Genomic DNA, 26,440 nt, shown 5'->3' with positions numbered 1-26,440 from the left:
AATGGGGGGCGAGGACCTGAACGTGCTGCCCCGAGACGTTAGGGGTGTGGGCGGGGAGCGTCAAGGTCTGGACCATTGCCCGAATATCGGTTCGCATTTTCCGGGAGAGAAACATGTGGGATACACGAGTAACTGACGGCCCGTAACACGCACTTGCCAGGATCCCGGCATAGCCAAGATCCACGGAGGAGTCGGGACATGACCTCTACATCCAGCATGCCGAACGGTGCCGCGTCCGGTTCGAGCCGCCGCAACTTCCTGCGTCAGGTGGGCCTCACGAGTGGGGCGGGCGCCATGTTCGCCACCATGGGAGCCCTCGGCCTGGCCCCCACCGCGCAGGCCGCGACCCGCGAGCCCGTGTTCCACGCCCCCAGCAAGGGCGACTTCAACCTCAAGGGCCGGGCGAAAGCCGCCAAGGTCGTCATCGTCGGCGGCGGCATCGCCGGCCTCGCCTCCGCCTACGAGCTCGGGAAGGCGGGCTACGACTGTACGGTCCTGGAGGCCCGGGGCTTCACCGGCGGCCGCAACACCACGATCCGCGGCGGGGACACCACCACCGACCTGTACGGGAACAAGCAGACCGCCAAGTTCCACGACGGGCAGTACATGAACGCCGGCCCCGGCCGGATTCCCCAGTGGATGGTCACGCTCGACTACTGCCGCGAACTCGGCGTCCCCGTCGAGGTGTTCACCAACGTGAACGCCAACGCCTACATCTTCAACGAGCGCAACGGCATGAAGGCCCCGATGCGCTACCGCACCGCCAAGGCCGACATGTACGGCTACGTCTCCGAACTTCTGGCGAAGGCGACCGACATGGGCGCCCTGGACCGTCAGATCACCGCCGAGGACCAGGAGAAGCTCCTGGAGTTCCTGAAGGACTTCGGCGACATCGGCGACACCCTCGAATACACCGGCAGCCCGCGCCGCGGTTACCGCGTCGACCCCGCGGCCGTCGGCACCCCCGGCGAGCTGCTCGGGGACGTACCGACCGCCTCCGAGATCTTCTCGACCAACGTGGGCCGCTACTTCTCCTTCGAGTTCGAGTACGACCAGGCGATGCTGATGTTCCAGCCCGTAGGCGGCATGGACCAGATACCCAAGGCCCTGACCAAGGCGATAGGCAGCCGCCGCATCCGTACCGGCGCCGCGGTCACCGACATCCACGACACCCCGCACGGCGTCACCGTCACCTACACGCAGGACGGCCGCACCCACACCATCGACGCCGACTACTGCATCGCCGCCCTGCCCCCGAACATCCTGGCCAAGACCTCGCACAACCTCGGCCCCGCCGTGCAGACCGCGCTCGAGGGATGCAAGCCCTCCTCGGCCGGAAAGATCGGTCTGGAGTACAAGAGTCGCTGGTGGGAGACCGACCACCGGATCTACGGCGGCATCACCGAGACCGACATGGACCTCTCCCACATCTGGTACCCGTCCTACGGCCACAACGGCGACCGCGGGCTGATCATCGGCTACTACAACACCGGTACCAACGCCGACTCCTACGCCGCCCTCGCCCCCAAGGACCGTGAGACCCGCGCCCTCGCCCAGGGCGTCAAGATCCACGGCGACAAGTACCGCACGGAACTCGCCTCGTCCTTCTCGCACCACTGGCGCCAGACCCCCCACCTGGAGGCCGCCTGGCACTCCCTGGCCGGGGGCCCGGAGTCCGCCGCCTTCGCCCCGCTCAACAAGGCGGCCGGCCGCGTCTACTTCGCGGGCGACTACCTGAGCAACACCGACGCCTGGCAGCACGGGGCGTTCACCTCGGCCCGCAAGGCCGTGACCGCGCTGCACAGCAGGGTGCTCGCCTGACACCCGTGCCCACGCCCGCGTAAACACCTGATGACGGGGCACGGACGGGGAATGTCCGTGCCCCCCTGGGCGTTCTTCTTCAGGAACACGAGGAGGAGCGGTAACTGTGCCTGATCCGCAGAGTCTGTACGAATGGGAGCCGAAGGGGCTGGCCGTCGTCGACATGGCGCTTGCCCAGGAGTCGGCCGGCCTGGTCATGCTCTATCACTTCGACGGATACATCGACGCCGGTGAGACCGGCGAGCAGGTCGTCGACGGACTGCTGGAATCACTGCCCCACCAGGTGGTCGCCCGCTTCGACCACGACCGCCTCGTGGACTACCGGGCCCGGCGCCCGCTGCTCACCTTCCGGCGCGACCGCTGGACGGCGTACGAGACCCCGACGCTGGACGTCCGGGTCGTCCAGGACGCCACCGGAGCTCCCTTCCTCCTGCTCTCCGGCCCCGAACCGGACGTGGAGTGGGAGCGTTTCGCCGCCGCGGTCGAGCAGATCGTCGAACGCCTCGGCGTCCGGCTCTCGGTGACCGTCCACGGCATCCCGATGGGCGTCCCGCACACCCGCCCGGTCGGCCTCACCCCGCACGGCAACCGCGTCGACCTGATGCCGGGCCACAGCACCCCGTTCGACGAGGCGCAGGTCCCCGGTTCGGCCGCCGCGCTCGTCGAGTACCGCCTCGCCGAAGCCGGCCACGACGTGCTCGGCGTGGCCGCGCACGTCCCGCACTACGTCGCCCGCTCCGCCTACCCGGACGCGGCGCTCACCAGCCTCGAAGCGATCACCGCCGCCACCGGCCTGGTGCTGCCCACCGTCGCGCACACCCTGCGCACCGCCGCGCACCGCACCCAGACCGAGATCGACCGGCAGATCGGTGAGGGTGACGAAGAACTCGTCGCGCTCGTCGAGGGACTTGAGCACCAGTACGACGCGATCGCCGGCTCCGAGACCCGCGGCAACCTCGTCGCCGAACCGGTGGACCTGCCCTCCGCCGACGAGATCGGCCTCGAATTCGAGCGCTTCCTCGCCGAGCGCGAGGGCGACGCCTGACGGCGGCCGTCCGGCACACCGCCCCGGTGCGCCGGACCGCCGCCACCGGGTGGGACACACGCCCACCCGGCCCCGTAGGCTGCCGCCCATGCTGAAAGTTGGCCTGACCGGCGGCATCGGTGCCGGCAAGAGCGCGGTGTCCCGGCTGCTCGTCCAGTACGGAGCGGTGCTCATCGACGCGGACCGGCTCGCCCGCGAGGTCGTCGCCCCCGGTACTCCGGGACTCGCCGCCGTCGTGCGGGAGTTCGGGACCGGCGTCCTGCACGAGGACGGCAGTTTGAACCGGCCCGCCCTCGGCGCGATCGTCTTCGCCGACAGCGACCGCCTCGCCGCACTCAACGCGATCGTCCACCCCCTCGTCAGGGACCGGACCGCCGAGCTGGAGGGCACCGCCGGTCCCGGGTCCGTGGTCGTCAACGACGTCCCGCTGCTCACCGAGAACGGACTCGCCCCCCTCTACGACCTGGTGATCGTCGTCGACGCCGCGCCCGCCACCCAGCTCGACCGTCTCGTCCGGCTGCGCGGTATGACGGAGGACGACGCCCGCGCCCGGATGGCGGCCCAGGCCACCCGGGAGGAACGGCTCGCCGTCGCCGATCTCGTCGTGGACAACGACGGCCCCCTCGAAGACCTGGAACCGCAGGTACGGAAGGTGTGGGACGAACTCTCCCGCCGGGCCGCCTCCGGCCCCGCACCGCGTACGGAACAGCGGCGGCGCACCGGACAGCCGCGGCCCACGGAATAGCGCGCCACCGCACGACGTTGGAAACGGCCGAGCGAAGGGAAGGATCCGACCGTGCCCGAACGGAACCCGGAAACCCATGTGATCGACTTCCGCGCCGCCGAGCAACTGCTGGCCGCGCGTGACCCCCAGGGTGCGGTGAAGCTCCTCGACTCGGTGATCGCCGTGCACCCGGAAAACACCGCCGCCCGACTGCTGCGCGCCAGGGCCTTCTTCGCGGCCGCCCAACTCCGCCCGGCGGAGCTGGAGTTCGAGTTGGTCCTGGAGCGCGAACCGGACAACGCCTTCGCCCACTTCGCACTGGCCCGCACCTTCCAGCGAGCCGGGCGGCCCGAACGGGCCACCCGCCACTTCCGGCTCGCCGCCGCGCTCGACCCGAACCCGGAGTACCTGACTGCGGCACGCTTCGACAGCCGGGACTGAACACACCGCCGCCCGGCCCACGAGCCCAGCCCGATCCGGACGAAAGACCTTACGGGGTCCTCGTCCACGGCCGGTGCGTCCGCCCGTCGCCGTGGTCGGGTTCGTACGGCGGGACGTCCCTGCCCGGCTGGAAGCGGTCACCCTGGTGCATCCGGTGGACGACCACCGCGAGGTCCGCCGCGGTCACCGCGAGCAGTACACCGCAGGCCGCGGCCCAGCCGGGCCGGTCGGCGAGCGAGAACGCGACCACTCCGAACAGGGTCCAGGCGACGCCCCATAGACTCAGCCAGAGCCGCATGCGCAGCGGACTGCGCGCGGTCATGGGTTCACTGCCGGTACGCATGTCGCATCACCTCACGTCCAGCATGGACCCGTGCCGTCGTCAGTGCGGAACGCCGGAGGGGGATGTTCGTGACGGGTATCGGGAACGCGGTCCGCAGGGCACGGGTGCGGGGCTGTCTGCTGGGCGGCGCGGTCGGCGACGCGCTCGGAAATCCGGTGGAGTTCCTCTCGCTGGCCGGTATCGGACGGGCCCACGGACCGCTCGGCGTCCGAGGCCTCGTGCCGGACTCCGAGGGAGTCGTCGGCCGCATCACGGACGACACCCAGATGACCCTCTTCACCGTCGAAGGGCTGATCCGCGCGGAAGCCGGGCGCGGTCGCACCGGACAGGTGGACGCGGTGCGCTCGGCCTATCTGCGCTGGCTCGACACCCAGAACCACCCGTCACCGCCCGCCCGCGGCGGCGACAACACGATCCGCACCGGATGGCTGCGCCGGCAGCAACTGCTCTACGCCCGCCGGGCTCCCGGCAACGCGTGCCTGACCGGTCTCGCCGCCGGACACGTCCCGGACGACAGGCAGGCCCCCGGTGCGCCCGGGCCGGTGAACTCCGGCTCCAAGGGCTGCGGCACCGTGATGAGGTCCGCCCCCTTCGGGCTGACCGGTCTGCCCCCGGAGGACGCCTTCGGGCTGGCCGCCCACTGTGCGAAGATCACCCACGGCCATCCGACCGGAGCGCTCGCGGCGGGCGCGTTCGCCGCGATCGTCGCGTACCTCCTGGCGGGCGAGTCGATGCCCGGGGCGGTACTGCGGGCGATGGAGCTGACCGCGCGCCACCCCGGCCACGAGGAGACCACCGCGGCGCTGCGGGCGGCCGTCGACCGCGCCGCCGAAGGAGCCCCGGCCGCCGACGGCGTCGAATCGCTCGGGGCGGGATGGGTCGCCGAGGAGGCGCTCGCCATCGCCGTGTACTGCGCGCTGGCACTGCCGGGCGCCGGGGACCTTCCGGAGGCGCTGCTGCTGTCGGTCAACCACTCCGGGGACAGCGACTCCACCGGCGCCGTCTGCGGCAATCTGCTCGGCGCGCTGCACGGGGACGCCGCGCTGCCCGCCGACTGGCTGGTGCGCACCGAAGGACTGACCCTGATCACCCGGATCGCCGACGACCTCTCCCGCCAGTCCGAGGGGCCGGTCGACTGGCCGGCCGGCCGCTACCCCGGCCACTGAGCGGCCCGGCGGCCGGTCCCGGACCGGTGGTCAGTGCACGAGGGTGTAGCTGCGCCAGACCGGCGTGCTCGCGGCGTCCACGTCCGTGAGCCGGGTGGACAGATAGGTGCTGCCCTTACCGGTGCAGTCGCGGGAACGGTAGAGAACCATGTCGATGAGGGTGTTGTTGTCGACCGCCTTCGCACCCCCCGGAAGCGGGTGGCAGCCGCGGACCAGGGGGCTGTTCTCCATCACCTCGACATCGCGCTCGGTGGTGTAGATGACCGGCCCGACCGCGGTGCGGCCGAGGCCCGAACACCCCGAGGCGCCCAGCGCGGTGAGAACCAGCAGGGCGGCCCCCGCGGCTGCGCGGGGACGGCGGAGGCGGCGGTGGAACGTCGCTGTCACGGACATGGGCGGGTCCTCGTCTGCTCGTCCGGATCGTCAGGGTGCTGCGGGACTGCGGGACTGCGGGACTGCGGGACTGCGGGACTGCGGGACTGCGGGACTGCGGGACTGCGGGACTGCGGGACTGCGGGACTGCGGGACTGCGCGGGACCGGCGCGGCGGCGCCGGCCCCGGGGTGCCGGTACGGCGATTCCGTACGGGCGCATGCCACGCTGCCCGCTCGGGCGCGTCCCGGCACCCGGGGAGGGCCGACCGGGCGACATCCGGGAGAGTCCGAGGTTCCACCGGGGGGCGAAAAGGGCATAACGTGTTAATAGGCAACGGTTCCGCCCCGGTGCCGTTGTGTGCCGTGCCAGTGGCAGGGGGCCGTCATGGTCCAGGTGCTAGTGATCGCGATCGTCGCGGTGCTCGCCGTCTGCGGTCTGTTCGCAGTCACGGGGGTCCGCGTCGTCAGGCAGTACGAGCGAGGGGTGGTGCTCCGGCTCGGCCGGCTCCGCAACGAGATCAGGGGACCCGGACTGACGATGATCGTCCCCGGCGTGGACCGGCTCCGCAAGGTCAATCTGCAGATCGTCACGATGCCGGTGCCGGCCCAGGACGGGATCACCCGGGACAACGTGACCGTCCGCGTCGACGCCGTCATCTACTTCAAGGTGATCGACGCGGCGAGCGCGGTCATCCAGGTCGAGGACTACCGCTTCGCGGTCTCGCAGATGGCGCAGACGTCGCTCCGCTCGATCATCGGAAAGAGCGACCTGGACGATCTGCTCTCCAACCGCGAGAAGCTCAACGAGGGCCTTGAGCTGATGATCGACAGCCCGGCCGTGGGCTGGGGCGTCCAGATCGACCGGGTGGAGATCAAGGACGTCTCCCTGCCGGAGACGATGAAACGCTCCATGGCCCGGCAGGCCGAGGCCGACCGTGAGCGCCGCGCCCGCGTCATCAACGCCGACGCCGAACTCCAGGCGTCCAAGAAGCTCGCGGAAGCCGCCGGCCAGATGTCCGCGCAGCCCGCCGCTCTCCAGCTGCGGCTGCTGCAGACGGTGGTCGCGGTCGCCGCGGAGAAGAACTCCACGCTCGTGCTCCCCTTCCCCGTGGAGCTGCTCAGGTTCCTCGAACGGGCCCAGCAGCCGCAGGCGGGCGACGGACAGCCGGCTCCGGTCACGTCCGCTGCGCCGCCCACCGCTTCCGCGCCGCCCGCCGGGGCCAACGGGTCGACGCCCTCCGACAGGCCGACGCCGGCCGGCGCCCCGAACGGGCGGCAGCCCGCGGCGGCGCGCGGCTCCGGCCCGGGTACCCCGCAGGCTCCGGCCGACCGGCCGCACCCGTCCCCGCCGCCCCGGTACGCCGCCCGGCCGCGCCCCGCGCCGCCCGCCGACGCCGGAGCCCAGCCCCGGTCGGACCGGCTCACCCGGCACTGAGACCGTCCGGGACCGGCTCACCCGGCACCGCGACCGTCCTGAGCCGGAACATGTGCCGGAACAGGTGCCGGACCGGCGGTGCCGCCTCACAGCGGCATCACCCACGGACGAGGCCGCTCGGAACTGAGGTCCGGGCGGCCTCTCGCCGACGTGCGGCCGATGGCCGACGGGCGACGCGACGACGCGACGACGCGACGACCGGTCCGCCCGCTCATCGGCGGTCGGGCGCCCTGGCCGAACCCGTCCCGTACCCCGCTGACCTGGTTCGATGGCCACGGCGTCCGGATCTGTCAGAGCTCCCGCCTAGACTCGTCGGAGCCGGGGACGACACCGGCGGTGACATCGGGACGAGGCGCCGGAGCGCCCGGACGGGAACGCGAGGGGGTGGGCGGTATGGCAGTGCGGGACCTGGCCGACACCGGTACGGGCCGCCTGCTGCGGCGCGCCGCCGTCTTCCTCCCCGCTCCCCTTCCCCGGGACGGGCGGATCGCCTTCTGGGACCCCGGAAACACCGGCTGGGACCCGGCGGACCACCTGGGCCGACTGCCCGGCACCGGGGGAGCCGAGCCCTCCCCGGAGGAGCCGCAGGAGCCCCGGAGCGGCGGTGACGGTCCGGTCATCGCCGAGATCACCGTCGTCCGCGCCCACGGCACGCAAGGAGTCCGGCGCCGGCGGGTGCCCGCCCTGCTGCTGCCGGTCGCGGACGCCGTGCCGCTGCTCGCGGAGGCCAGACACCTGCCCTCCGCGCATCCGTCCACCCGCTGCTGGGGAGCGGCCGCCCTGCACGCCCTCAACCTCGTGGCACGCGGACGGATGCTGCCCGGGCTGACGCCGGAGGACCACGACGCCTGGCGGGCCGGCCCCCGCGACGCCACGGACGTGGCCCACCTGCGGGCCGTCGCCGCGGCCCTGCCGCCCGAGGGGTACGCGGTGCCGCTGCCCGACACGGCCCCGCTGCGCCTCGCCGATCCGGAGTTCCTCGTCGGAGCCTTCCTGGACGCGGTCGCCGACACCCTGCCCCGCACCCCCGCCGCGGCCTTCGCCTCGGGGGCGCCGTTCGCCGCCCGGGACGCGCAACACCTTCCCGGCGTCGCCGCCTGGGCCGTGGAGGTCGCAGCCGGGCTGGACGCCGGTGTCCAGATCTCGCTCCGGCTCGACCTGTCCGCCTTCGAGCTCTTCGACAGCTCGGACACCCATGCCCCCGAAGGCGTGTCCGGCGGCCCCGACGACCCCGCCGTCCGCCACGCCGCCGCGGCGGTCGTCCAGGTGCACAGCCTCGCCGACCCCACCCGGGTCACCGACGCGGCGGCCCTCTGGGGCGGCCTCGCCGGCGAGCCGTTCGGGCCGCGCTCCCGGGTCGACACCGTGCTCGCCCTGCGCCGGGCCGCCCGGGCGTGGGCGCCGCTGGAGCGCCTGCTCGACCAGCCCGTCCCCGACGTGCTCGCCCTCACCGAGGACGAGCTGTACGAGCTGCTCGGCGCGGCCGGAGCCCGCCTCGCGGACCTCGGCGTCAGCCTCCACTGGCCGCGCGAGCTCGCCCGCTCGCTCACCGCGTCCGCCGTGGTCCGCTCCGCCCCGGGGTCGGCCACCGACGGAACCTCCTTCTTCGACGCGGAGCGTCTCTTCGCCTTCGACTGGCAGCTCTCGCTCGGCGACGAGCCGCTGACCGAGGCCGAGATGGACCGCCTCGCCGAATCGCACCGGCCGGTGGTGCGGCTGCGCGACCAGTGGGTGGTCGTCGACCCCGGTCTGGTCCGCAAGGCACGCAAACGGGAGCTGGGTCTCCTCGCACCCGTCGAGGCCCTCGCCGTGGCCCTCACCGGCAGCGCCGAGCTCGACGGCGAGCAGGTGGAGGCCGTACCCACCGGTGCCCTCGCCGCCCTGCGTGCCCGCATCCTCGACGAGGACACCGTGCTCCCGCCACCGCCCGGTCTGCACGCCACCCTCCGCGACTACCAGCTGCGCGGGCTGACCTGGCTGGACCGGATGACCTCGCTCGGCCTCGGCGGCTGCCTCGCCGACGACATGGGCCTCGGCAAGACGATCACCGTGATCGCGCTCCACCTCCACCGCGCCCACCCGGCGCCGACCCTGGTGGTCTGCCCCGCCTCCCTGCTGGGCAACTGGCACCGGGAGATCAACCGCTTCGCCCCCGGCGTGCCCGTCCGCCGTTTCCACGGCACGGACCGCACCCTCCCCGGCGAGGAGGCCGGATTCGTGCTGACCACGTACGGCACGATGCGCTCGGGTGCGGAGCAGCTCGCCGCGCACGGCTGGGGCCTGGTCGTCGCCGACGAGGCGCAGCACGTCAAGAACCCGCACTCCTCGACGGCCAAGGCGCTGCGGACCATCCCCGCTCCTGCCCGGGTGGCGCTGACCGGCACCCCGGTGGAGAACAACCTCTCCGAGCTCTGGGCGCTCCTGGACTGGACCACCCCGGGGCTGCTCGGTCCCCTCAAGGCGTTCCGTTCCCGGCACGCCCGGGCGGCCGAGAACACCGGGACCGCCGCGGGCATGGGCAACGACGAGGCCGTCGAACGCCTCGCTCGGCTGGTCCGCCCCTTCCTGTTGCGCCGCAAGAAGTCCGACCCCGGCATCGCCCCCGAACTCCCGCCCAAGACGGAGACCGACCACCCCGTCTCCCTCACCCGGGAGCAGGCCACGCTCTACGAGGCGGCGGTCCGCGAGACGATGGCGCGGATCGAAGCCTCGGAGGGGATCGCCCGGCGCGGCCTGATCATGAAGCTGCTCGGCTCCCTCAAACAGATCTGCAACCACCCGGCCCAGTATCTGAAGGAACCCGCCCCGCGCCTGGACGGGCGCTCCGGCAAGCTCGCCCTCCTCGACGAGCTGCTCGACACCATCCTCGCCGAGGACGGGTCCGTGCTGATCTTCACCCAGTACGTCTCGATGGCGCGGCTGCTCTCCGACCACCTCGCCGCCCGCGCGGTCCCCTCGCAGCTGCTGCACGGCGGTACCCCGGTGGCCGAGCGCGAACGCATGGTGGACCGCTTCCAGCAGGGCGAGGTCCCCGTCTTCCTGCTCTCCCTCAAGGCCGCCGGCACCGGTCTCAACCTCACCCGCGCCGCCCACGTCGTGCACTACGACCGCTGGTGGAACCCGGCGGTGGAGGAGCAGGCCACCGACCGCGCGTACCGCATCGGGCAGACACAGCCCGTGCAGGTGCACCGTCTGATCGCCGAGGGCACCGTCGAGGACCGCATCGGCGAGCTGCTGGAGTCCAAGCGCGCCCTCGCCGACGCGGTGCTGGGCGACAGCGGCGAGAGCGCGCTGACCGAGCTCAGCGACCGCGACCTCGCCGACCTCGTCGCGCTCCGGAGGCCCGCGTGAGCCCCGCCCAAGGAGCCCGCACCCCGGGCGCGCGTACCGCCGGCGGCCGCGGTGGTCCCGGCGGCGTCCGTACACCCGCGGCCCGGGCCGGAAGCCGCGCGCCCGTCGCCCGGCCGGGCCCGGACGGTCTGCGCCGTACCTTCGAGGCGGTCCCGGCCCGTACGTCCGCCGAGGGCGAGCCCTTCGCCGACAGCTGGTGGGGCCGGGCCTGGGTGGACGCCCTCGAAGGGATCTCGCTGGACGAGGGGCGCCTCGCCCGGGGGCGCGCGTACGCGGACTCGGGGCACGTCGCCGCGATCACCGTCACCCCGGGCCGGGTCGTCGCGTACGTGCACGGCAGCAGGCCCCGCCCGTACCGTGCGGAGATCCGCCTCCGCGTCTTCACCGAGAGCGGCTGGGACACCCTGCTGGACGCGGTGGCCGCCCGCCCCGGGCACTTCTCCGCACTGTTGGCCCGGACCATGCCGCACGCCCTGGTCGACACCGCCGAGGGCGCGGGGGTCCGGCTGCTGCCGGGTGTCGACGACCTCGACCCGAGCTGTTCCTGCCCCGACCGGGCTCTGCCCTGCAAACACGTCGCGGCGCTCTGCTACCAGACGGCCCGGCTGCTGGACAGCGATCCGTTCGTCCTGCTGCTCCTGCGCGGCCGCGGTGAACGCGAACTCCTGGACGAGCTCGCCCGGCGCAACGCCGAGCACGCCGCCCGCGAGCGCCCCGAGGCACCCGAAGCCCCTTCCGTGGCCGCCCGGGAAGCGCTCGCCGAGCGCTACCTGCCGCCGCTGCCACCCCCGCTGCCCGTGCCCGCCCTTCCCGGCAGGCCGCCTTCCTACCCCGAACTCCCGGGAGCCCGAGACCCGTTGGCGCTGGACCAGCTGGCCACCGACGCGGCGGCCCGCGCCCACGCGATCCTCACCACCGGCCGCGACCCGCTCGCCGGACTGAGCACCTGGCAGGACGCCGTACGGCTGGCCGCCGCCGGACCCACCGCCGGGCTCACCGCCACCACCCGGGCCCTGTACCGCGAGCTCGCGTACGCCACCGGCCGCAACACCACCGACCTCGCCCGCGCCGTGGCCGCCTGGCGGCAGGGCGGCGCGGAGGGCCTCGCCGTGCTGGAAACCCCCTGGGACCCGCCGGCCGGCCCCTTCGACCGGGCCCGCCCGGGCCTGGCGGCCGCAGACTTCCCCCGCTTCCAGCCCTGGCGCAACCACCTCACCCACCCCGGTGGCACGCTCCAGCTCCGTTTCGGCCGGGACAGCCTCTGGTACGGCTACGAGGCCGACCCCGGCACCGAGGACTGGTGGCCCCGCGCCATGCCGGGCACCGATCCGGTGGACGTCCTGCTGGCGCTGCTCGGCCGCTGACCCGTCACCGGGCCGTGCCAGGGGAGGTGTTCCGGCGCCGGCCGGGCGAAAAACCCCTGGAGACGCCCCTGTTGCCGGTGTTAACTTTCCGGACGTGGCGAAACTCAATCAGATCATCGCAGTCGAGAAGGGCGTCAAGTCCAAGGCCCACCAGGACCTCACGGCGGCCCATCACGGCCTCCAGAAGCCCGGGTTGCTGGCCGGGCTCTCCCGTACGTACCAGCCGAAGGACGAGGAGGGCGAGCAGTTGCCGCCCGAGTCGACGCTGGTGCAGGTCAAGGCCGAGGACGTACTGCGGGACACCGCGGCCGCGCTGACCCGCCTCTTCGACGTGACCGCCACCAAGGACTGGGCGAACTGCGCGGCCCGCGCGGACGTCACGGTCGACGGCCGGGTACTCGTGGCGGACGCCCCGGTCTCCTACCTCCTCTTCCTGGAGAAGCAGCTCACCGACATCGGCACCTTCGTCCGCAAGCTGCCGGTGCTGGACGCTTCCGAGGCGTGGGCACAGGACCCCTCGGCCGACGCGTGGAAGACCGAGCCGGTGCGCACCCTCCGTACGAAGAAGGTGCCCCGCAACCACGTGAAGGCGGAGGCCACCGAGAAGCACCCGGCGCAGGTCGAGGTGTACTACGAGGACGTGCCGATCGGTTACTGGACGACGGTGAAGTTCTCCGGCGCCCTCCCCGCCCGCCGGGTGCGCGAGCTGACGGAGCGGGTGGAGAAGCTCCAGCAGGCCGTGAAGTACGCCCGTGAGGAGGCCAACGCGGCCGAGGTCACCGACCAGAGGGTGGGTGACGCGGTATTCGGTTACCTCTTCGGGTGACCGACCATGGATTCCCCGGCCACCACTGATCGCGGCCGGGGTGCGCGAGGAGCGCAAGCTGAAACTGAGGCTTGTCGTGACGGACGCGGTTCCAGTGGAGGTTCGAGTCCTCCCTCCGGCACTTGCCGAGCGTCTCCCCGCCCGACGGCGGGGCGCACCCGGCACGCACCAGCTCCCCGCCGGAGTGGCCCAACCGGCAGAGGCAGACCGCGATCAATCTCAGACTCTTGCTCCAGACTCAGCATGGGCCGCCGATCGCCGGATCGACCGGTCCGGGGCACAGCGACGTCGAAATGCCAGTTCGAATCTGGTCCGCAGAGCTCGATCTGTGGTGGTCCAAAGGCAGGACGCGACGACATCATGACTGACCCCGGTCCTTAAACGTGCCGGCGTGCGACGAAGGCGGCACCCACAGGGCCCGGAGGCCGGCTACGCCTCCGGGCCCGCTCCCGTTCTCCCGGGGAGCGGGCCGCCGGAGTGCGGGTATGCCACGGCCCGCCCGCCGTCGGAGTAATCCGCGAGGCCGCCCCGCTGCCCGGGGAAGCTGACCCGGTGAGCGACGAGCGGGCACGGGCGGACGGCGCGAGGACCGCTGACCGGCTGACCGCCCTGTCGGACGGGATCTTCGCGATCGCCATGACTCTGCTGGTGCTCGACATCCGGGTGCCCCGTGGCCTGGACGACGCCCGGTTCCGGGACGCCGTCCAGGACGCGTTGCCCGACATCGGCGCCTACGCGCTCAGTTTCGTCATCCTCGCGGGCTTCTGGCGCGACCACCGGCGCATCCTGGCTCTCGTGCCCCGGTTCGAGGGGCCCCCGCTCCGATTCGCGCTCGCCTGGCTGGGGGCCGTCGCCTTCCTCCCCTTCCCGACGTCGCTGCTCTCCGAATACGCCTCCGAACCGCTCGCGGTCGCGGTCTACGCCGGCACCGTCGCCGTCACCAACCTGCTCGGTCTGGCGGTGCTCAGGACGGGACGGCCCGGCCGGTGGACACCGGGTGCCGGCCGGGCGGAGGGCGGTGCGGCGGCAGCCTCCGCCCGGTCGGTCTCCGTCGACCTGGGGGCGAGGGCGCTGGTCTTCGCCCTGTCGGTCCCCCTCGCTTTCGCCTGGCACCCCTTCGCGGCCATCTGGTTCTGGCTCGCCGACATCCCGCTCAGGGGCCTGGTGCGCAGATTCCACCCTGCCTGAGAGGGTGTTGGGGGCGGACTCCAGGAGTCGCGATCGGAAGTTGCGCCGAACTTTTTACCGTCCCGAACGAGGAGCCTCCCACCGATCCGGGGTGCCCGCTGCGGCGTGACGGTCGTCGCGCCGCTGTCAGCCCCCGTGATCCTTGAGAAGATCTCTTTCATGTCTGAGGATCCGAAGGCCCCGGAAGCCGCACGGGCGGATGGCAAGAACCTGTACGACGTCGTTCCCGGCCTCGACGCTGTCATCGGGATCACCGGGCGGGATCCGGTCCTGGGGGAGCACCGTGGCTGAAGAGATGCCGTTCGGGCTTGTTCTGCGCGGTTTTCGGCAGAAGCGTCTTCTGACGATCGAGGGGCTGGCCGAGGCGTCGGGGGTGAGTGTTCGGGCGATCAGCGATATGGAGCGTCTGCGCAGCCGGGCACCACGACGACGTACGGTGGCGGCACTTGCGGAGGGACTGGCGCTGACGGACGCGGATCGCGAGGCGCTGCTCGCCGCGGCCGTGTCGGTACGTCCGGAGCAGTCGGTGGCCGCCGCGGGGACGGCGCTGCCGAGATCGGTGGGGGACTTCTCGGGACGTGAGGCGGAGATGTCCCGGTTGAGAGACGCCGCGGGGCGGGCGGTCGCCGGTGCCGGGGTGTCGGTGTACGTGGTGTCCGGTCCTCCGGGGTGCGGGAAGACGACGCTGGCGTTGAAGGCGGCGGCGGACCTGGCGGACGCGTTTCCCGACGGCTGCTTCGTGGTGGATCTGCACGGGGTGGAGAGCCCGATGGATTCGGGCGAGGCCCTGCTGAGACTCCTGAAGTCCCTCGGGGTGACCGAGTACCAGTTGGCGCAGTTGGACGCGTCGGGCCGGGCCGGGTTGCTGCGGTCGCTGTTGGGCGACCGCCGGTGTCTGGTGGTGTTGGACAACGCCCGTGACGAGGGGCAGGTGCGGCCACTGCTGCCTGCCGGTGGGCACAGTCTCGTACTGGTGACGAGTCGGCGACCGCTGTCGGGCCTGGAAGACGTGGACCGGCTCGCGCTGTCGGGGCTGGCGCAGGAGGAGGCGGTGGAGTTGCTGCGCCGGATCCTGGGGACCCAGCGGGCCGAAGCCGGGGCCGTGGCCGAGGTGGCGGAACTGTGCGGGCGGCTTCCGTTGGCCTTGCGGGTGGCGGGCAATTGGCTCACGGTGCGTTCCGGGTGGAGCGTTGGCCATCTGGTGCATCGGTTGTCCGACGAGGAGCGCGCCCTGGGGGCGCTGACCGCGGGCGACGTGCGGGTGGAGGCGGCGTTCGAACTGTCCTACCGGCAGCTGACCGGGCAGGCGGCCAGGATGCTCCGGCTGCTGAGCGTGGTCCCGAGTCCGGACATGACTGCCGCTTACGGCGCCGCTCTGAGCCGTACCGCGGTGTTCGACGCCGAGGACGTGATGGCGGAACTCGTGGAGGCCGGACTGCTCCAGGCCACCTTCACGGGCCGCTATCAACTGCACGATCTGCTCAGGCTGTTCGCGCGCGCCCGGCTGCGGGAGGAAGGGGTCGCGGAGCGCGACGCGGCAGAGGCGCGGTTGAGGGACTGGCTGTTGGACACCGCCACGACGGCTGGTCTCCGGTTCAAGGACGGGCAGCGGCCGCCATCGTCCGCCGGTCAGGGACTGGTCCTGTCGGAGAACGCCGAGCAGGCCCGGAACTGGCTCGTGAGTGAGAGTGCCGCCTGGTTCGCCGCCCTGCAGGGCGCTGCCGCGCGCGGCGAGCACGTCCGCGTCGCGGAGACCGCCGAGGCTCTGGAGGTTCTCGGCGGTGGCTGGGACGGCTGGCGCCTCTGGAGTGAGGTCTACCGTCTGTCCAGCGAGGCCGCCACCGCACTCGGGGACCCCGGCAGGCAGGCATCCCATCTCAGCAACTATGCCTGGACACTGGGGTACGAGGGCAGGTATCGGGAGGCCATCGACCGCGCCGATCAGGCACTGGAGTGTGCCCGTAGAGCCGGGGACACCTCACAGCAGGCCTGGGCCCTGCTCATGGCGACGTCACCGCACAAACAACTCGGTGAGTTCCAGGCGTTCATGGAAAAATCGCGCGCCGCCATGGAGCTGTCGGAAGGCGCAGGCGACCACAAGAACTGGCTGGTCGCCATGCAGTCCTACCGGGCCGCCCTGCGCGACATGGGCCGCGTCGAGGAAAGCATGGCCCTGCACGATCCTCTCATCGCCCTCCTGGACGCACCCGACTCCCCGATGCGCCAGGACATCGCCGCTCACGTCCGCGCCAGGACGATCAGCGGGCTCGGCCGCGACTACGCCGCCCTGGGACGGTGGCGCGAGGCCGCCGAGCAATTTCGAAGCGGCCTGCTCCACGTGCAGCGCGTCGGCATCCCCTACGCCGAGAGCAGCATCCTCCTGGACCTCGCGGAGGTGCTGGTCAAACTCGGAGAGACGGAGGAAGCCCGCGCCGGCTTGCGCCGAATCCTTTCCTTCGGCGAGACGGCCAAGAGCCACGACCTGGCGATCGCGCAGACGCTCCTGGCCTCCTTGCCCGCCGGACAGTGACGGGCCGAGTCACGGGAGCACGGAGTACCGACTCGACGGGACGCGGCACTGTACGTCGGACGGGACGGACGGGTCGTGTCCCGTGACGTGGTGCAGGCGATCGCTCGACCGCGCCGGGCAAGAGGGGATGCGCTCGTCCGGATGGAGGCCGTCCATGCTCTCGATACGGAGCCGACACCGGCAAAACCCAAGCGATCGGTCTCCCGACGCTTTCCGAGGTGCGAGGAGCCCGGGGCTGCGGGAGAGCCGGGGGACGGGAAGGGCCAGGGCGCGAAGAGCCGGGGAGGGACCCCGGTTCACTGCCGGTACCCCTCCAGGAAGCGCCCGATGCGGCTGATGGCGGCGTCGAGGTCGTCGGCGTGCGGCAGCGTCAGGATGCGGAAGTGGTCGGGCCGGGGCCAGTTGAAACCGGTGCCCTGCACCACCTGGATCTTCTCCCGCAGCAGCAGATCGAGCACGAACCGTTCGTCGTCGACGATGTCGTGCACCTTCGGGTCGATCCGCGGGAACGCGTAGAGCGCCCCCTTCGGCTTCACGCAGGACACCCCGGGGATCTCGTTCAGCTTCTGCCAGGCCCGGTCGCGCTGCTCGTGCAGCCGGCCGCCCGGGGCTACGAGTTCCCGGATCGTCTGCCGGCCGCCGAGCGCGGCCTGGATGGCGTACTGCGCGGGGGCGTTGGCGCACAGCCGCATGGAGGCCAGTGTGGTGAGGCCTTCGAGGTAGCCCCGCGCGTGATCCTGCGGACCCGAGACCACCAGCCAGCCCGAGCGGAACCCGGCGACCCGGTACGTCTTCGACAGCCCGCTGAAGGTGAGGGTGAGCAGGTCCGGGGCGAGGGACGCGACCGGGTGGTGCACGGCGTCGTCGTAGAGGATCTGGTCGTAGATCTCGTCGGCGTAGACCAGCAGCCCGTGGCGGCGGGCCAGATCGAGGATGCCCTCCAGGGTCTCCTTCGAATAGACCGCGCCGGTGGGGTTGTTGGGGTTGATGATCACCACGGCCCTGGTGCGGTCGGTGATCTTCGAGGCCATGTCGGCGAGGTCCGGGTTCCAGTCCGACTGCTCGTCGCAGGTGTAGTGGACGGCCTTGCCGCCCGCGAGGGTGATCACCGCCGTCCAGAGCGGGTAGTCGGGGCTCGGTACGAGCACCTCGTCGCCGTCCTCCAGGAACGCCTGGACGGCCATGGAGATCAGCTCGGAGACGCCGTTGCCGAGGAAGATGTCGTCCACGTCGACGTCCGGCAGACCCATCGCCTGGTAGCGCTGGGCCACCGCGCGGCGGGCGGAGAGGATGCCGCGCGAATCGGTGTAGCCGTGCGCCTGGGGGAGCATCCGGATCATGTCCTGGACGATCTCCTCGGGCGCCTCGAAGCCGAACAGCGCGGGGTTGCCGGTGTTGAGGCGGAGCACGCTGTGGCCCGCCTCCTCCAGTGCGTTCGCCTGCTCGATGACCGGGCCTCGGATCTCGTAACAGACCTCGTCGAGCTTGCTGGACTGCCGGAACTCCATGCGGTTCCTCCCCTGCCGATTGCGATACTTGGTTTTACCAAGCCGGACCTTGGAAAGTCCAACAACATGTCTAGACTGCGTCGTATGCCACGTCAGCAGCAGCCAGCAGCGCGCCCCGTACGCCGTCGCAGTTACGACCAGTTCTGCGCCACCGCCCGAGCCCTGGACTCCGTCGGGGACCGGTGGACCCTGCTGATCGTCCGTGAACTGCTGGCCGGACCGCGCCGCTACACCGATCTGCACGCGGACCTGCCGGGGGTCAGCACGGACGTCCTCGCCTCCCGTCTCAAGGACATGGAGCAGGGCGGACTCGCGCTGCGCCGCAAGCTGCCGCCCCCGGCGGCCGCCTCCGTCTACGAACTCACCACCCGGGGCAGGGAACTGCTGCCCGTGCTCACCGCCCTCGCGCGGTGGGGCGCGCCCGCCCTGGAGGAACGCCGCCCCACCGACGCCGTCCGCGCCCACTGGTTCGCCCTCCCGCTGCGCCGCTCCCTGGCCGCGACCGCCCACTCCGGTGTGGTCGAAGTGCACCTGGACGAGGGTGAGTTCCACGTACGCACGGGCTCCGTGCCGCCCGGCGAGGAGGTCTACGGCTACGGCGCCGACCCCCGCGCCGACGCCCGTATCGTCCTGGACGCCGAACTCTGCCTTGCCATGGGCCGGGACGAGGTCACCTTCGGGCAGGCGGTGAAGGACGGCCGGATCGAGGTGTGCGGCGAGAGCCCGCTCGCCACGGAACTGCGCGGCGGCTGAGCTGCCCCCCGGCCCCCCGCCCCCGGCCGATGCGCCCGGTGGATGATGAACCGGTGCGACTCGAAGCGATCACCTGGGACCGGCTGGCCGACGTCCTCGCCGTGCACGCCGACGGGCTGACCCCGGACGGCGGCGGGCCCTGGCTCAGGATCGGCGTCGACGGCGCCCGCGCCGCGGGCACCGGCCCCCTGGCCGAAAGCCTCGCCGAGGCCCTGCGACTGCGCGGACGCGCCGTACTCGTCGTCCCTGCCGAGGGCTTCCTGCGCCCGGCGAGCCTGCGGTACGAGTACGGAAAACAGGACCCCGACTCGTACGCGCGGGGCTGGTTCGACACCGGCGCGCTCTGGCGCGAGGTGTTCGGGCCGCTCGAAGCGGGCGGCAGCGGACGGGTCCTGCCCGACCTCTGGGATCCCGTCACCGACCGGGCCACCCGCAGCCCTTACCACCACCTCCCCGAAGGCGGAGTGCTGGTGCTGCACGGGCCGTTGCTGCTGGGGCAGTGGTACCCGTTCGACCTCTCGGTCCATGTCCGGCTCTCGCCCGGCGCGTTGCGACGGCGCACGGACGAGCGGGAGCGGTGGACCCTGCCCGCCTTCGCCCGGTACGAGGACGAGACCGCCCCCGCCGACCTGGCCGACGCCGTGGTCCGCGCGGACGACCCCCGCCACCCGGCGTGGACCGGGTTCCGTGAGAAGGAGTGACCCCCGGGCCCCGGCCGCGGTCGTGGCGGCCACGACCGCCGGGTCAGAAGAGCGGCCGGGGCAGCACGCCCTCCAGCTCCAGCAGCCGCCGCTTCGTCTCCAGCCCGCCGCCGAACCCCCCGAGCCCGCCGCCGCTCTCCACCACCCGGTGGCACGGCACGACGACCGGCAGCGGATTGGCCCCCATGGCCGCCCCCACCGCCTGCGCCCCGTCCGGCCGCCCCACCCGGGCTGCGAGCTCGCCGTAACCGACGAGCGTGCCGTACGGAACGCCGGTGGCCAACTCCTGGAGGACCCGGCGGTGGAAGCCCGAGGTCAGCGACCAGTCCAGTGGAAGGTCGAACGTCTTCACGGTGCCGTCGAAGTACGCGTCGAGCAGGCGTCCCGCCTCGGTGAGCACCGCGGAACCGCCGTACTCCACCGGCTCCGCGCCGAGCCGGTCCCGCAGCATCGCCAGCGTCCGCTCCCGCACCGGCGGCCGGGCGTGGAAGGACACGGAGACCAGACCGGTGCCGGTCGCCGCGAGCATCAGGGGGCCGATGGGGCTCGCCACGACGGACCACTCCACGGAAGGTGCGCCGTTCGTCATACCGACACGGTAGAGCCCGCCACCGACACCGGTGCCCGTCCGGACGGCCTGCACCGGTGTCCGAAGCCGGCACGTCTCTCGCCCGCCCCGGTTTCCGGGCCCGACGGTGCGCGCCGAGTCGCAGGATTGTGACGGTCGCACTCACCCGGGGGAGAAGTGGTGAGGACCGGATCATGGGGGGCCTTTTCTCCACCGCTCCAGTTCTCGGGCGATAAAATGCCGCCCTTGTGTTCGCTTGCCGGGGCTCCCGGTTTCCGGCGGAACTCCGCCCCCGCGGAGACCCCGCCGGGACCCGCGCGTCCCGATCCTTCGACCGAGCGGCACCCGTCCGCGACGGGCGGCTTCCCCCGGTCGACGGGAGCCACGGGCCCAGACCCGCCCGCCGACCGGCAGAGCACCACCAGCACCGCGTTTTCCTGAAGGGCGTATCCAGCATGCAGGGCACAGTCGACGGCTTCTCCTACGGCCTCGTGACCCCGGTCGCGGCTTTCCTCATGGCCTGCCTCGGCGCCGCGCTCGGGCTGCGCTGCACCGTCCGGTCCGTCCGCGGCGCCCGGTCCCTCCCCGCGGGGCCGAATCCCGACCGCCGCCCGCACCGGGCCGGATGGCTCGCGCTCGGCGCCACGTCCATCGGCTCCGGCATCTGGACCATGCACTTCATCGCGATGATGGGGTTCCGCATCGGCGGCGCCACGATCCGGTACGACCTGCCGCTGATGTTCGCGAGCCTCGCCGTGGCGATCGTCATGGTCGGTATCGGCATCTTCATCGTGGGTTACCGGGGCGCGACTCCGCTGGCCCTGGTCACCGGCGGCACCATCACCGGCCTCGGGGTCGCCTCCATGCACTACCTCGGCATGGCGGCCATGGACTTCCAGGGGCGGTTCGCGTACTCGACGGCCACCGTGACCCTCTCCGTCCTCATCGCCGTGGTCGCCGCGACCGTCGCGCTCTGGGCCGCGGTCTCGCTCCACGGCTTCCTGCCGAGCCTCGGTGCCGGCGTCGTCATGGGCGCCGCCGTGAGCGGGATGCACTACACGGGCATGGCCGCGCTCCGGGTCCATCTCCACCCCGGCGCCGCCGGAGAGGCCGGGGGCGAGACCGTCGGCTCGATCCTGGTCCCCCTCCTCGTCGGGCCGCTGGCCTTCCTGCTGCTCGCCGGGGTGATCGTGCTGTTCGATCCGCTGGTCGTGGGGGGCGACCCGGGCCGGAACGGCACGACCCGCCCCACCGACGGATCCCCGGGCACCCTCCCGGTCCGGCGCCGGTCCGACTCCGCCACCGCGCCGGCCTTCGACAGCGCCCGCAGGTCCCGCTGCCGCTGACCGGCCGCCGTTGATGCTCCTATTGGTCGTCAAGTCTTTCGAGGGGCCTGAGGCGGGTCGTTGCGCCGTATGGTGGCCGGGTGCGGTACTTGGCGGAAGTGTTCATCCTCGGGTCATTGCGGCGGGGTCACGCGGTTGAGCAGTTCCTTGGGCCGTGGAGTTCGGCCGAGCGTCCCGGCGTGCGCTATGTAGAGGTTCGTCCGGCGAAGGCGTCCTATGAGGTCTATCTCCACGCGGTCGAGGACGTCGGCAGTGAGAGTTTCCTGGACCTGGGCGAGTTCCCGCCGCTCGATCCTGATGAGGAGGCCGACGAGTTCGGCCGGTTCCTGGGCATGGCTGAGGACCCGCTGGCCGCGCTGATCATTGCCGAAGATCGCACTGGAGCCGAGCGGGGGCGGTGGGTCAACGAGAACGTCGTCCAGGACGAGTACCGCGACTTCGTGCGGGCCGGCCGGCCGCCGAAGTTTTCCCCTGAGGGCCTTCAGTGGCCCCGGGGGTCGGACGTTCTCTGAGGACTCATGCTGCTTGGAGCCAGTCCCGGTAGGTGCTGGCCAGGTCGTCGTCCCGGCGGATTCCCCGTTCGAGAGTGGAGATGGTGGCCGGCCAGAGGCCGAAGTGGCTTGCCGCGGTGGTGAGGGTGATGTTCTTGGACTGCCGCAGGGGTCGCAGGTCGGCGATGCCGGGAACGGTGACCGTAGTGGTGAGGCAACGGAACATCTCCCGGGCGATGGCCCGTTTCAGGAGCCGGATGATCTCCTTCTTCGTGCGGCCGGCGGCGGTCTGGCGGACCACGTACTCGCGGGTGCGGGAATCGCTGGACATGCGGACGAGGGCGATTCGGTAGAGGGCGGCGTTGGCTGCCCGGTCACCGCCTCGCGAGAGGCGGTGACGGTTGGTCCGGCCGCTGGAGGCGGGGACCGGCGCGGCTCCGCAGAGGGCTGCGAAGGAGGACTCGGTCCGCATGCGTTCGGGGTTGCCTCCGGCCGTGATCAGCAGTTGGGCAGCAGTGTCGGGGCCGACTCCGTAAGCAGCCCGCAGCCCGGGGTTGTGCGCGGTGACCTCGCTGTCCAGCGCCTTGGTGAGAGCCTCGTGCTCCGCGGCAAGTCCGTTGACGCGTCGGGCGAGGCTCTTCAGCGCGGTGAGGACCGCAATGTGGACCGCGTCTCCGGCCGGTCGCAACCGGGCCAGGGCGTCGGTGCGGGCATTCCCTTTGAGCTGTCCGTATCGGGCGCGGATGTCCTCGGGGGCGGTGATGAGGATGTGGGTGATCTGGTTCAGGGCGGCGGTGCGGGCTTTGACAGCGGAGCGGGCGGTGTTGTGCATGGCCCGTATGCCGGTGACGGTGTCGTCCTTGGGCGCGCTGGAAGCCCGTCCGGACAGTGCGGCTCGCGCGGCGGCGTAAGCATCGATGGGGTCGGACTTGCCGATCCGGCGGCGTTCGGCCCGGTCGGGCCGGTTGACCTCGACGACCCGGTGCCCGCGTGAGCGGGCGGCACGGGTGAATCCGGCACCGTAGGAGGCAGTGCCCTCCACACCGATCGCCCTCACATGGCCATGGGCGTCCAGGAACGCCAGGGCCGCCGCGTATCCGGCGGCCGTGGTGGCGAACTCGGCATCGGCGAGGTGCCCGCCGTTGTCGCTGACAACCGCGACATGCACGGTGTCGGCATGGGAGTCGACCCCGCCGAACACAGCCTGGTCCACAGTCTCCTCTGCGACCTCTGATGTCATGCTGATAGTGCCTTCCCAACCGGAGGTGGGCGCCGGCCGGGTGGCGCAGACAGGACATTGAAGGGGGCTTCTGACCAAGCTCCTATCAGGTCATGTTCCGCCCGGCCGGAGCCATGAGAACAGGTTCCGGCGGCCGGACAGAACAACTTGAGGACAGCCCAGCAGGGCGTCAGTCAGTGGCAGAGCCACGACCACCGGAACCTGAGTATCAGCATCAATGTCAGTGGGGGGTCGTACGGTGGATGCATGCGGCCCGTTTCGAAGATCGAACGTTCGGTGGCGCCTTTCGAGGTCGTCAGTCCCTACCAGCCCAGCGGCGACCAGCCGACGGCCATCGCCGAGCTCGAAAAGCGCATTCGGGCAGGTGAGAAGGATGTCGTCCTGCTCGGCGCGACCGGCACCGGTAAATCGGCGACCACCGCCTGGATGATCGAGAAGCTTCAGCGGCCGACCCTCGTCATGGCGCCCAACAAGACGCTCGCGGCGCAGCTGGCCAACGAGTTCCGCGAGCTGCTCCCGAACAACGCCGTCGAGTACTTCGTCTCGTACTACGACTACTACCAGCCCGAGGCGTACGTCCCGCAGTCGGACACCTACATCGAGAAGGACTCCTCGATCAACGAGGAGGTCGAGCGGCTGCGCCACTCCGCGACGAACTCCCTGCTCACCCGGCGGGACGTCGTCGTGGTCGCCTCCGTCTCCTGCATCTACGGCCTCGGTACCCCGCAGGAGTACGTCGACCGCATGATCCAGCTCAAGGTCGGCGACGAGATCGACCGCGACCAGCTGCTGCGCCGGTTCGTGGAGATCCAGTACACCCGCAACGACCTCGCGTTCACCCGCGGCACCTTCCGGGTGCGCGGCGACACGATCGAGATCTTCCCGGTCTACGAAGAGCTCGCGGTCCGCATCGAGATGTTCGGCGACGAGATCGAGGCGCTCTCCACCCTCCACCCGCTCACCGGCGAGGTGATCAGCGAGGACACCTCGCTGCACGTCTTCCCCGCCACCCACTACGTCGCCGGACCCGAGCGCATGGAGAAGGCGATCACCGGCATCGAGCAGGAGCTGGGGGAGCGGCTGGCCTCCATGGAGAAGCAGGGCAAGATGCTGGAGGCCCAGCGCCTGCGCATGCGCACCACGTACGACATCGAGATGCTCCGCCAGATCGGCACCTGTTCCGGCGTCGAGAACTACTCGATGCACTTCGACGGCCGCTCGCCCGGCACCGCCCCGAACACCCTCCTCGACTACTTCCCCGAGGACTTCCTGCTGGTGCTGGACGAGTCCCACGTCACCGTGCCGCAGATCGGCGCGATGTACGAGGGCGACGCCTCCCGCAAGCGGACCCTCGTCGACCACGGCTTCCGGCTGCCGTCCGCGCTGGACAACCGCCCCCTGAAGTGGGAGGAGTTCCAGGAGCGGATCGGGCAGACCGTCTACCTCTCCGCCACCCCGGGCAACTACGAGCTCTCGCGCGGCGACGGATTCGTGGAGCAGATCATCCGCCCGACCGGACTGGTCGACCCGGAGATCGTCGTCAAGCCCACCGAGGGCCAGATCGACGACCTCGTCCACGAGATCCGTACCCGCACCGAACGCGACGAGCGGGTTCTCGTCACCACCCTCACCAAGAAGATGTCCGAGGACCTCACCGACTACTTCCTCGAACTCGGTATCCAGGTCAGGTACCTCCACAGCGACGTCGACACCCTGCGCCGCATCGAGCTGCTGCGCGAACTGCGGTCCGGCGAGTACGACGTCCTGGTCGGCATCAACCTCCTGCGCGAGGGCCTCGACCTGCCGGAGGTCTCGCTGGTCGCGATCCTCGACGCCGATAAGCAGGGGTTCCTGCGCTCGGCCACCTCGCTCATCCAGACCATCGGACGCGCGGCGCGCAACGTCTCCGGCCAGGTCCACATGTACGCGGACAAGGTCACCCCCGCCATGGCGCAGGCCATCGACGAGACCAACCGGCGCCGCGAGAAGCAGATCGCGTACAACACCGAGCGCGGCATCGACCCGCAGCCGCTCCGCAAGAAGATCAACGACATCGTCGCCTCCATCGCCCGCGAGGAGGTCGACACCGAGCAGCTGCTCGGCACCGGCTACCGGCAGACCAAGGGGGCCAAGGCCCCGGTGCCCACGCTCGGCGGCAAGGCGGCGAGCAAGGCGGGGGAGGCCAAGGCGGACTCCGGCAGGGCCCGCGCCAGGGGTGCGGTGACCAGCGACCGGCCCGCCGAGGAGCTGTCCGGGATCATCGAGGAGATGACCGAGCGGATGCGGGCCGCAGCCGCCGACCTCCAGTTCGAGGTCGCCGCACGCCTGCGCGACGAGGTGGGCGAGCTGAAGAAGGAGCTGCGGCAGATGAAGGAGGCGGGTATCGCCTGACGGACCGGGGGTACGAGCACCGTGACGGCTCCGGCCGGCGTTCTGTGTCGCAAGAACGACTGTGTTGCAAGAACGACACAGAACGCCCCGGATCGGTACCGGTCGGGGGCGGCATGCGTAGGGTCGGGGAAACCCGCAAACACGGACGGTTGCGGAGCACGACGCGGAGCGACGCGGAGAGGGGACAACGCGTGACGGTCAACATGACCAAGGGTCAGGCGATCAGCCTGCAGAAGCAGGACGGGGGAACCCTGACCGCGGTGCGGATGGGGCTCGGCTGGCAGGCGGCACCGCGCCGCGGCTTCTTCGGATCGCGCACCCGCGAGATCGACCTGGACGCCTCGGCGGTCCTGTTCGCCGACAAGCAGCCGGTGGACGTGGTGTTCTTCCGGCACCTCGTCAGCGACGACGGCTCGGTCAAGCACACCGGTGACAACCTCGTCGGCGGTGCCGGATCGGGCGGCGACGACGAGGCGATCCTGGTGGACCTGGCGAGGGTGCCGGTCCACATCGACCAGATCGTCTTCACGGTGAACAGCTTCACCGGACAGACGTTCCAGGAGGTCCAGAACGCCTTCTGCCGCATCGTCGACGAGACCAACGGCCAGGAACTGGCCCGGTACACCCTCGACGGCGGCGGCCAGTACACCGCCCAGATCATGGCGAAGGTGCACCGCGCCGGTGGGGGCTGGCAGATGACCGCCCTCGGCAACCCGGCCAACGGCCGCACCTTCCAGGACCTGATGCCGGCGATCCTGCCGCACCTCTGATCCGACGGTCCCGCCAGGACCCGCCCCGCCGAGCGTGGGACGGGTCGTCCTGGCGGGACCGGACA

23 protein-coding genes and 1 pseudogene are annotated in these 26,440 nt (G+C 71.5%); 19 read left to right on the top strand and 5 right to left on the bottom strand.

All coding sequences use genetic code 11. The features are described 5' to 3' along the window. Positions 1 to 294 precede the first annotated feature (294 nt). The 4 genes from OHA55_RS05185 to OHA55_RS05170 all read left to right on the top strand — a co-directional run bounded on the left by OHA55_RS05185 (position 295) and on the right by OHA55_RS05170 (position 4,031). Positions 295 to 1,821, top strand: a complete 1,527-nt coding sequence (locus OHA55_RS05185; RefSeq protein WP_266710424.1) for a flavin monoamine oxidase family protein — start codon at positions 295 to 297, stop codon at positions 1,819 to 1,821. A 106-nt stretch (positions 1,822 to 1,927) separates the two neighbouring features. Next, complete coding sequence (locus OHA55_RS05180; RefSeq protein WP_266703237.1) at positions 1,928 to 2,866, top strand: PAC2 family protein; 939 nt, start codon at positions 1,928 to 1,930, stop codon at positions 2,864 to 2,866. Between the two features lie 88 nt (positions 2,867 to 2,954). After that, on the top strand, positions 2,955 to 3,611 hold the full coding sequence (coaE, locus tag OHA55_RS05175; protein WP_266703235.1) for a dephospho-CoA kinase: 657 nt from the start codon (positions 2,955 to 2,957) through the stop codon (positions 3,609 to 3,611). 51 nt (positions 3,612 to 3,662) lie between these two features. Beyond that, positions 3,663 to 4,031 (top strand): tetratricopeptide repeat protein, encoded by a 369-nt coding sequence (locus tag OHA55_RS05170; RefSeq protein WP_266703233.1) that lies wholly within the window; start codon positions 3,663 to 3,665, stop codon positions 4,029 to 4,031. Positions 4,032 to 4,080: 49 nt separating this feature from the next. Here OHA55_RS05170 and OHA55_RS05165 read toward each other — a convergent pair whose 3' ends face one another. Next, positions 4,081 to 4,374, bottom strand: coding sequence for a DUF6343 family protein (locus tag OHA55_RS05165; protein ID WP_266703231.1), 294 nt, complete (start codon positions 4,372 to 4,374; stop codon positions 4,081 to 4,083). Between the two features lie 68 nt (positions 4,375 to 4,442). On the opposite strand from OHA55_RS05165, the gene OHA55_RS05160 reads away from it, so the two are divergent. Further along, positions 4,443 to 5,540: an ADP-ribosylglycohydrolase family protein gene (locus OHA55_RS05160; RefSeq protein ID WP_266703229.1), complete on the top strand. Its 1,098-nt coding sequence runs from the start codon at positions 4,443 to 4,445 to the stop codon at positions 5,538 to 5,540. A 30-nt stretch (positions 5,541 to 5,570) separates the two neighbouring features. Here the strand turns inward: OHA55_RS05160 and OHA55_RS05155 are convergent, their stop codons facing one another. Further along, entirely contained in the window at positions 5,571 to 5,933 is a 363-nt protein-coding gene (locus OHA55_RS05155; RefSeq protein ID WP_266703227.1) for a hypothetical protein, read from the bottom strand. 365 nt (positions 5,934 to 6,298) lie between these two features. On the opposite strand from OHA55_RS05155, the gene OHA55_RS05150 reads away from it, so the two are divergent. The 8 genes and pseudogenes from OHA55_RS05150 (at position 6,299) to OHA55_RS05115 (ending at position 16,607) form a co-directional block, all read left to right on the top strand. Continuing rightward, complete coding sequence (locus OHA55_RS05150; protein WP_266703225.1) at positions 6,299 to 7,348, top strand: slipin family protein; 1,050 nt, start codon at positions 6,299 to 6,301, stop codon at positions 7,346 to 7,348. Positions 7,349 to 7,741: 393 nt separating this feature from the next. After that, positions 7,742 to 10,699, top strand: a complete 2,958-nt coding sequence (locus OHA55_RS05145) for a DEAD/DEAH box helicase (RefSeq protein WP_266703223.1) — start codon at positions 7,742 to 7,744, stop codon at positions 10,697 to 10,699. A gap of 128 nt (positions 10,700 to 10,827) precedes the next feature. After that, positions 10,828 to 12,063, top strand: coding sequence for an SWIM zinc finger family protein (locus tag OHA55_RS05140; protein WP_266710423.1), 1,236 nt, complete (start codon positions 10,828 to 10,830; stop codon positions 12,061 to 12,063). Positions 12,064 to 12,157: 94 nt separating this feature from the next. Further along, entirely contained in the window at positions 12,158 to 12,889 is a 732-nt protein-coding gene (locus OHA55_RS05135) for a hypothetical protein (protein ID WP_266703221.1), read from the top strand. 34 nt (positions 12,890 to 12,923) lie between these two features. Beyond that, positions 12,924 to 13,010: pseudogene (locus OHA55_RS05130) on the top strand. A gap of 431 nt (positions 13,011 to 13,441) precedes the next feature. Then, the gene (locus OHA55_RS05125; RefSeq protein WP_266703219.1) at positions 13,442 to 14,077 is read left to right on the top strand and encodes a TMEM175 family protein; all 636 of its coding nucleotides are present in this window, start codon (positions 13,442 to 13,444) and stop codon (positions 14,075 to 14,077) included. 105 nt (positions 14,078 to 14,182) lie between these two features. Further along, complete coding sequence (locus OHA55_RS05120; protein WP_266703217.1) at positions 14,183 to 14,368, top strand: hypothetical protein; 186 nt, start codon at positions 14,183 to 14,185, stop codon at positions 14,366 to 14,368. Then, on the top strand, positions 14,361 to 16,607 hold the full coding sequence (locus OHA55_RS05115; RefSeq protein ID WP_266703215.1) for an XRE family transcriptional regulator: 2,247 nt from the start codon (positions 14,361 to 14,363) through the stop codon (positions 16,605 to 16,607). Before OHA55_RS05120 ends, OHA55_RS05115 begins: the two co-directional genes overlap by 8 nt. A gap of 296 nt (positions 16,608 to 16,903) precedes the next feature. Here OHA55_RS05115 and OHA55_RS05110 read toward each other — a convergent pair whose 3' ends face one another. Next, positions 16,904 to 18,115 carry a pyridoxal phosphate-dependent aminotransferase gene (locus OHA55_RS05110; protein WP_266703213.1) on the bottom strand — a complete coding sequence of 404 codons (1,212 nt, stop codon included), beginning with the start codon at positions 18,113 to 18,115 and terminating at the stop codon, positions 16,904 to 16,906. 84 nt (positions 18,116 to 18,199) lie between these two features. Between OHA55_RS05110 and OHA55_RS05105 the strand changes: the two genes are divergently transcribed. Next, positions 18,200 to 18,868, top strand: coding sequence for a helix-turn-helix domain-containing protein (locus tag OHA55_RS05105; RefSeq protein ID WP_266703211.1), 669 nt, complete (start codon positions 18,200 to 18,202; stop codon positions 18,866 to 18,868). Between the two features lie 53 nt (positions 18,869 to 18,921). Then, positions 18,922 to 19,569, top strand: coding sequence for a uridine kinase (locus tag OHA55_RS05100; protein WP_266703209.1), 648 nt, complete (start codon positions 18,922 to 18,924; stop codon positions 19,567 to 19,569). A 43-nt stretch (positions 19,570 to 19,612) separates the two neighbouring features. Here OHA55_RS05100 and OHA55_RS05095 read toward each other — a convergent pair whose 3' ends face one another. Beyond that, positions 19,613 to 20,158: a methylated-DNA--[protein]-cysteine S-methyltransferase gene (locus OHA55_RS05095; protein ID WP_266703208.1), complete on the bottom strand. Its 546-nt coding sequence runs from the start codon at positions 20,156 to 20,158 to the stop codon at positions 19,613 to 19,615. 434 nt (positions 20,159 to 20,592) lie between these two features. Here OHA55_RS05095 and OHA55_RS05090 point away from each other — a divergent pair, with 434 nt between their 5' ends. After that, complete coding sequence (locus OHA55_RS05090; RefSeq protein WP_266703206.1) at positions 20,593 to 21,483, top strand: MHYT domain-containing protein; 891 nt, start codon at positions 20,593 to 20,595, stop codon at positions 21,481 to 21,483. Between the two features lie 98 nt (positions 21,484 to 21,581). After that, positions 21,582 to 21,995, top strand: coding sequence for a hypothetical protein (locus OHA55_RS05085; RefSeq protein ID WP_266710422.1), 414 nt, complete (start codon positions 21,582 to 21,584; stop codon positions 21,993 to 21,995). Positions 21,996 to 21,999: 4 nt separating this feature from the next. On the opposite strand, the gene OHA55_RS05080 is transcribed toward OHA55_RS05085, so the two are convergent. Continuing rightward, positions 22,000 to 23,187 carry an IS110 family transposase gene (locus OHA55_RS05080; RefSeq protein WP_266703204.1) on the bottom strand — a complete coding sequence of 396 codons (1,188 nt, stop codon included), beginning with the start codon at positions 23,185 to 23,187 and terminating at the stop codon, positions 22,000 to 22,002. Positions 23,188 to 23,460: 273 nt separating this feature from the next. Here OHA55_RS05080 and uvrB point away from each other — a divergent pair, with 273 nt between their 5' ends. Continuing rightward, positions 23,461 to 25,605, top strand: a complete 2,145-nt coding sequence (gene uvrB / locus OHA55_RS05075; RefSeq protein ID WP_266703202.1) for an excinuclease ABC subunit UvrB — start codon at positions 23,461 to 23,463, stop codon at positions 25,603 to 25,605. A 191-nt stretch (positions 25,606 to 25,796) separates the two neighbouring features. After that, positions 25,797 to 26,375, top strand: coding sequence for a TerD family protein (locus OHA55_RS05070; RefSeq protein WP_266703200.1), 579 nt, complete (start codon positions 25,797 to 25,799; stop codon positions 26,373 to 26,375). The last annotated feature ends 65 nt before the right edge of the window (positions 26,376 to 26,440 follow it).

The organism is Streptomyces sp. NBC_00102 (genome assembly GCF_026343115.1).
In the GTDB taxonomy this organism is placed as follows: Bacteria; Actinomycetota; Actinomycetes; order Streptomycetales; family Streptomycetaceae; genus Streptomyces.
Note: the sequence above shows the minus strand (reverse complement) of the source record. Positions and strands in the feature narration are given on the sequence as shown.

Coding starts and splice junctions, on each gene's coding strand:
- OHA55_RS05185 (WP_266710424.1), top strand. CDS start 295: ATGTTCGCCACCATGGGAGCCCTCGGCCTGGCCCCCACCGCGCAGGCC.
- coaE (WP_266703235.1), top strand. CDS start 2,955: ATGCTGAAAGTTGGCCTGACCGGCGGCATCGGTGCCGGCAAGAGCGCG.
- OHA55_RS05165 (WP_266703231.1), bottom strand. CDS start 4,374: ATGCGTACCGGCAGTGAACCCATGACCGCGCGCAGTCCGCTGCGCATG.
- OHA55_RS05155 (WP_266703227.1), bottom strand. CDS start 5,933: ATGTCCGTGACAGCGACGTTCCACCGCCGCCTCCGCCGTCCCCGCGCA.
- OHA55_RS05150 (WP_266703225.1), top strand. CDS start 6,299: ATGGTCCAGGTGCTAGTGATCGCGATCGTCGCGGTGCTCGCCGTCTGC.
- OHA55_RS05145 (WP_266703223.1), top strand. CDS start 7,742: ATGGCAGTGCGGGACCTGGCCGACACCGGTACGGGCCGCCTGCTGCGG.
- OHA55_RS05110 (WP_266703213.1), bottom strand. CDS start 18,115: ATGGAGTTCCGGCAGTCCAGCAAGCTCGACGAGGTCTGTTACGAGATC.
- OHA55_RS05105 (WP_266703211.1), top strand. CDS start 18,200: ATGCCACGTCAGCAGCAGCCAGCAGCGCGCCCCGTACGCCGTCGCAGT.
- OHA55_RS05095 (WP_266703208.1), bottom strand. CDS start 20,158: ATGACGAACGGCGCACCTTCCGTGGAGTGGTCCGTCGTGGCGAGCCCC.
- OHA55_RS05090 (WP_266703206.1), top strand. CDS start 20,593: ATGCAGGGCACAGTCGACGGCTTCTCCTACGGCCTCGTGACCCCGGTC.
- uvrB (WP_266703202.1), top strand. CDS start 23,461: ATGCGGCCCGTTTCGAAGATCGAACGTTCGGTGGCGCCTTTCGAGGTC.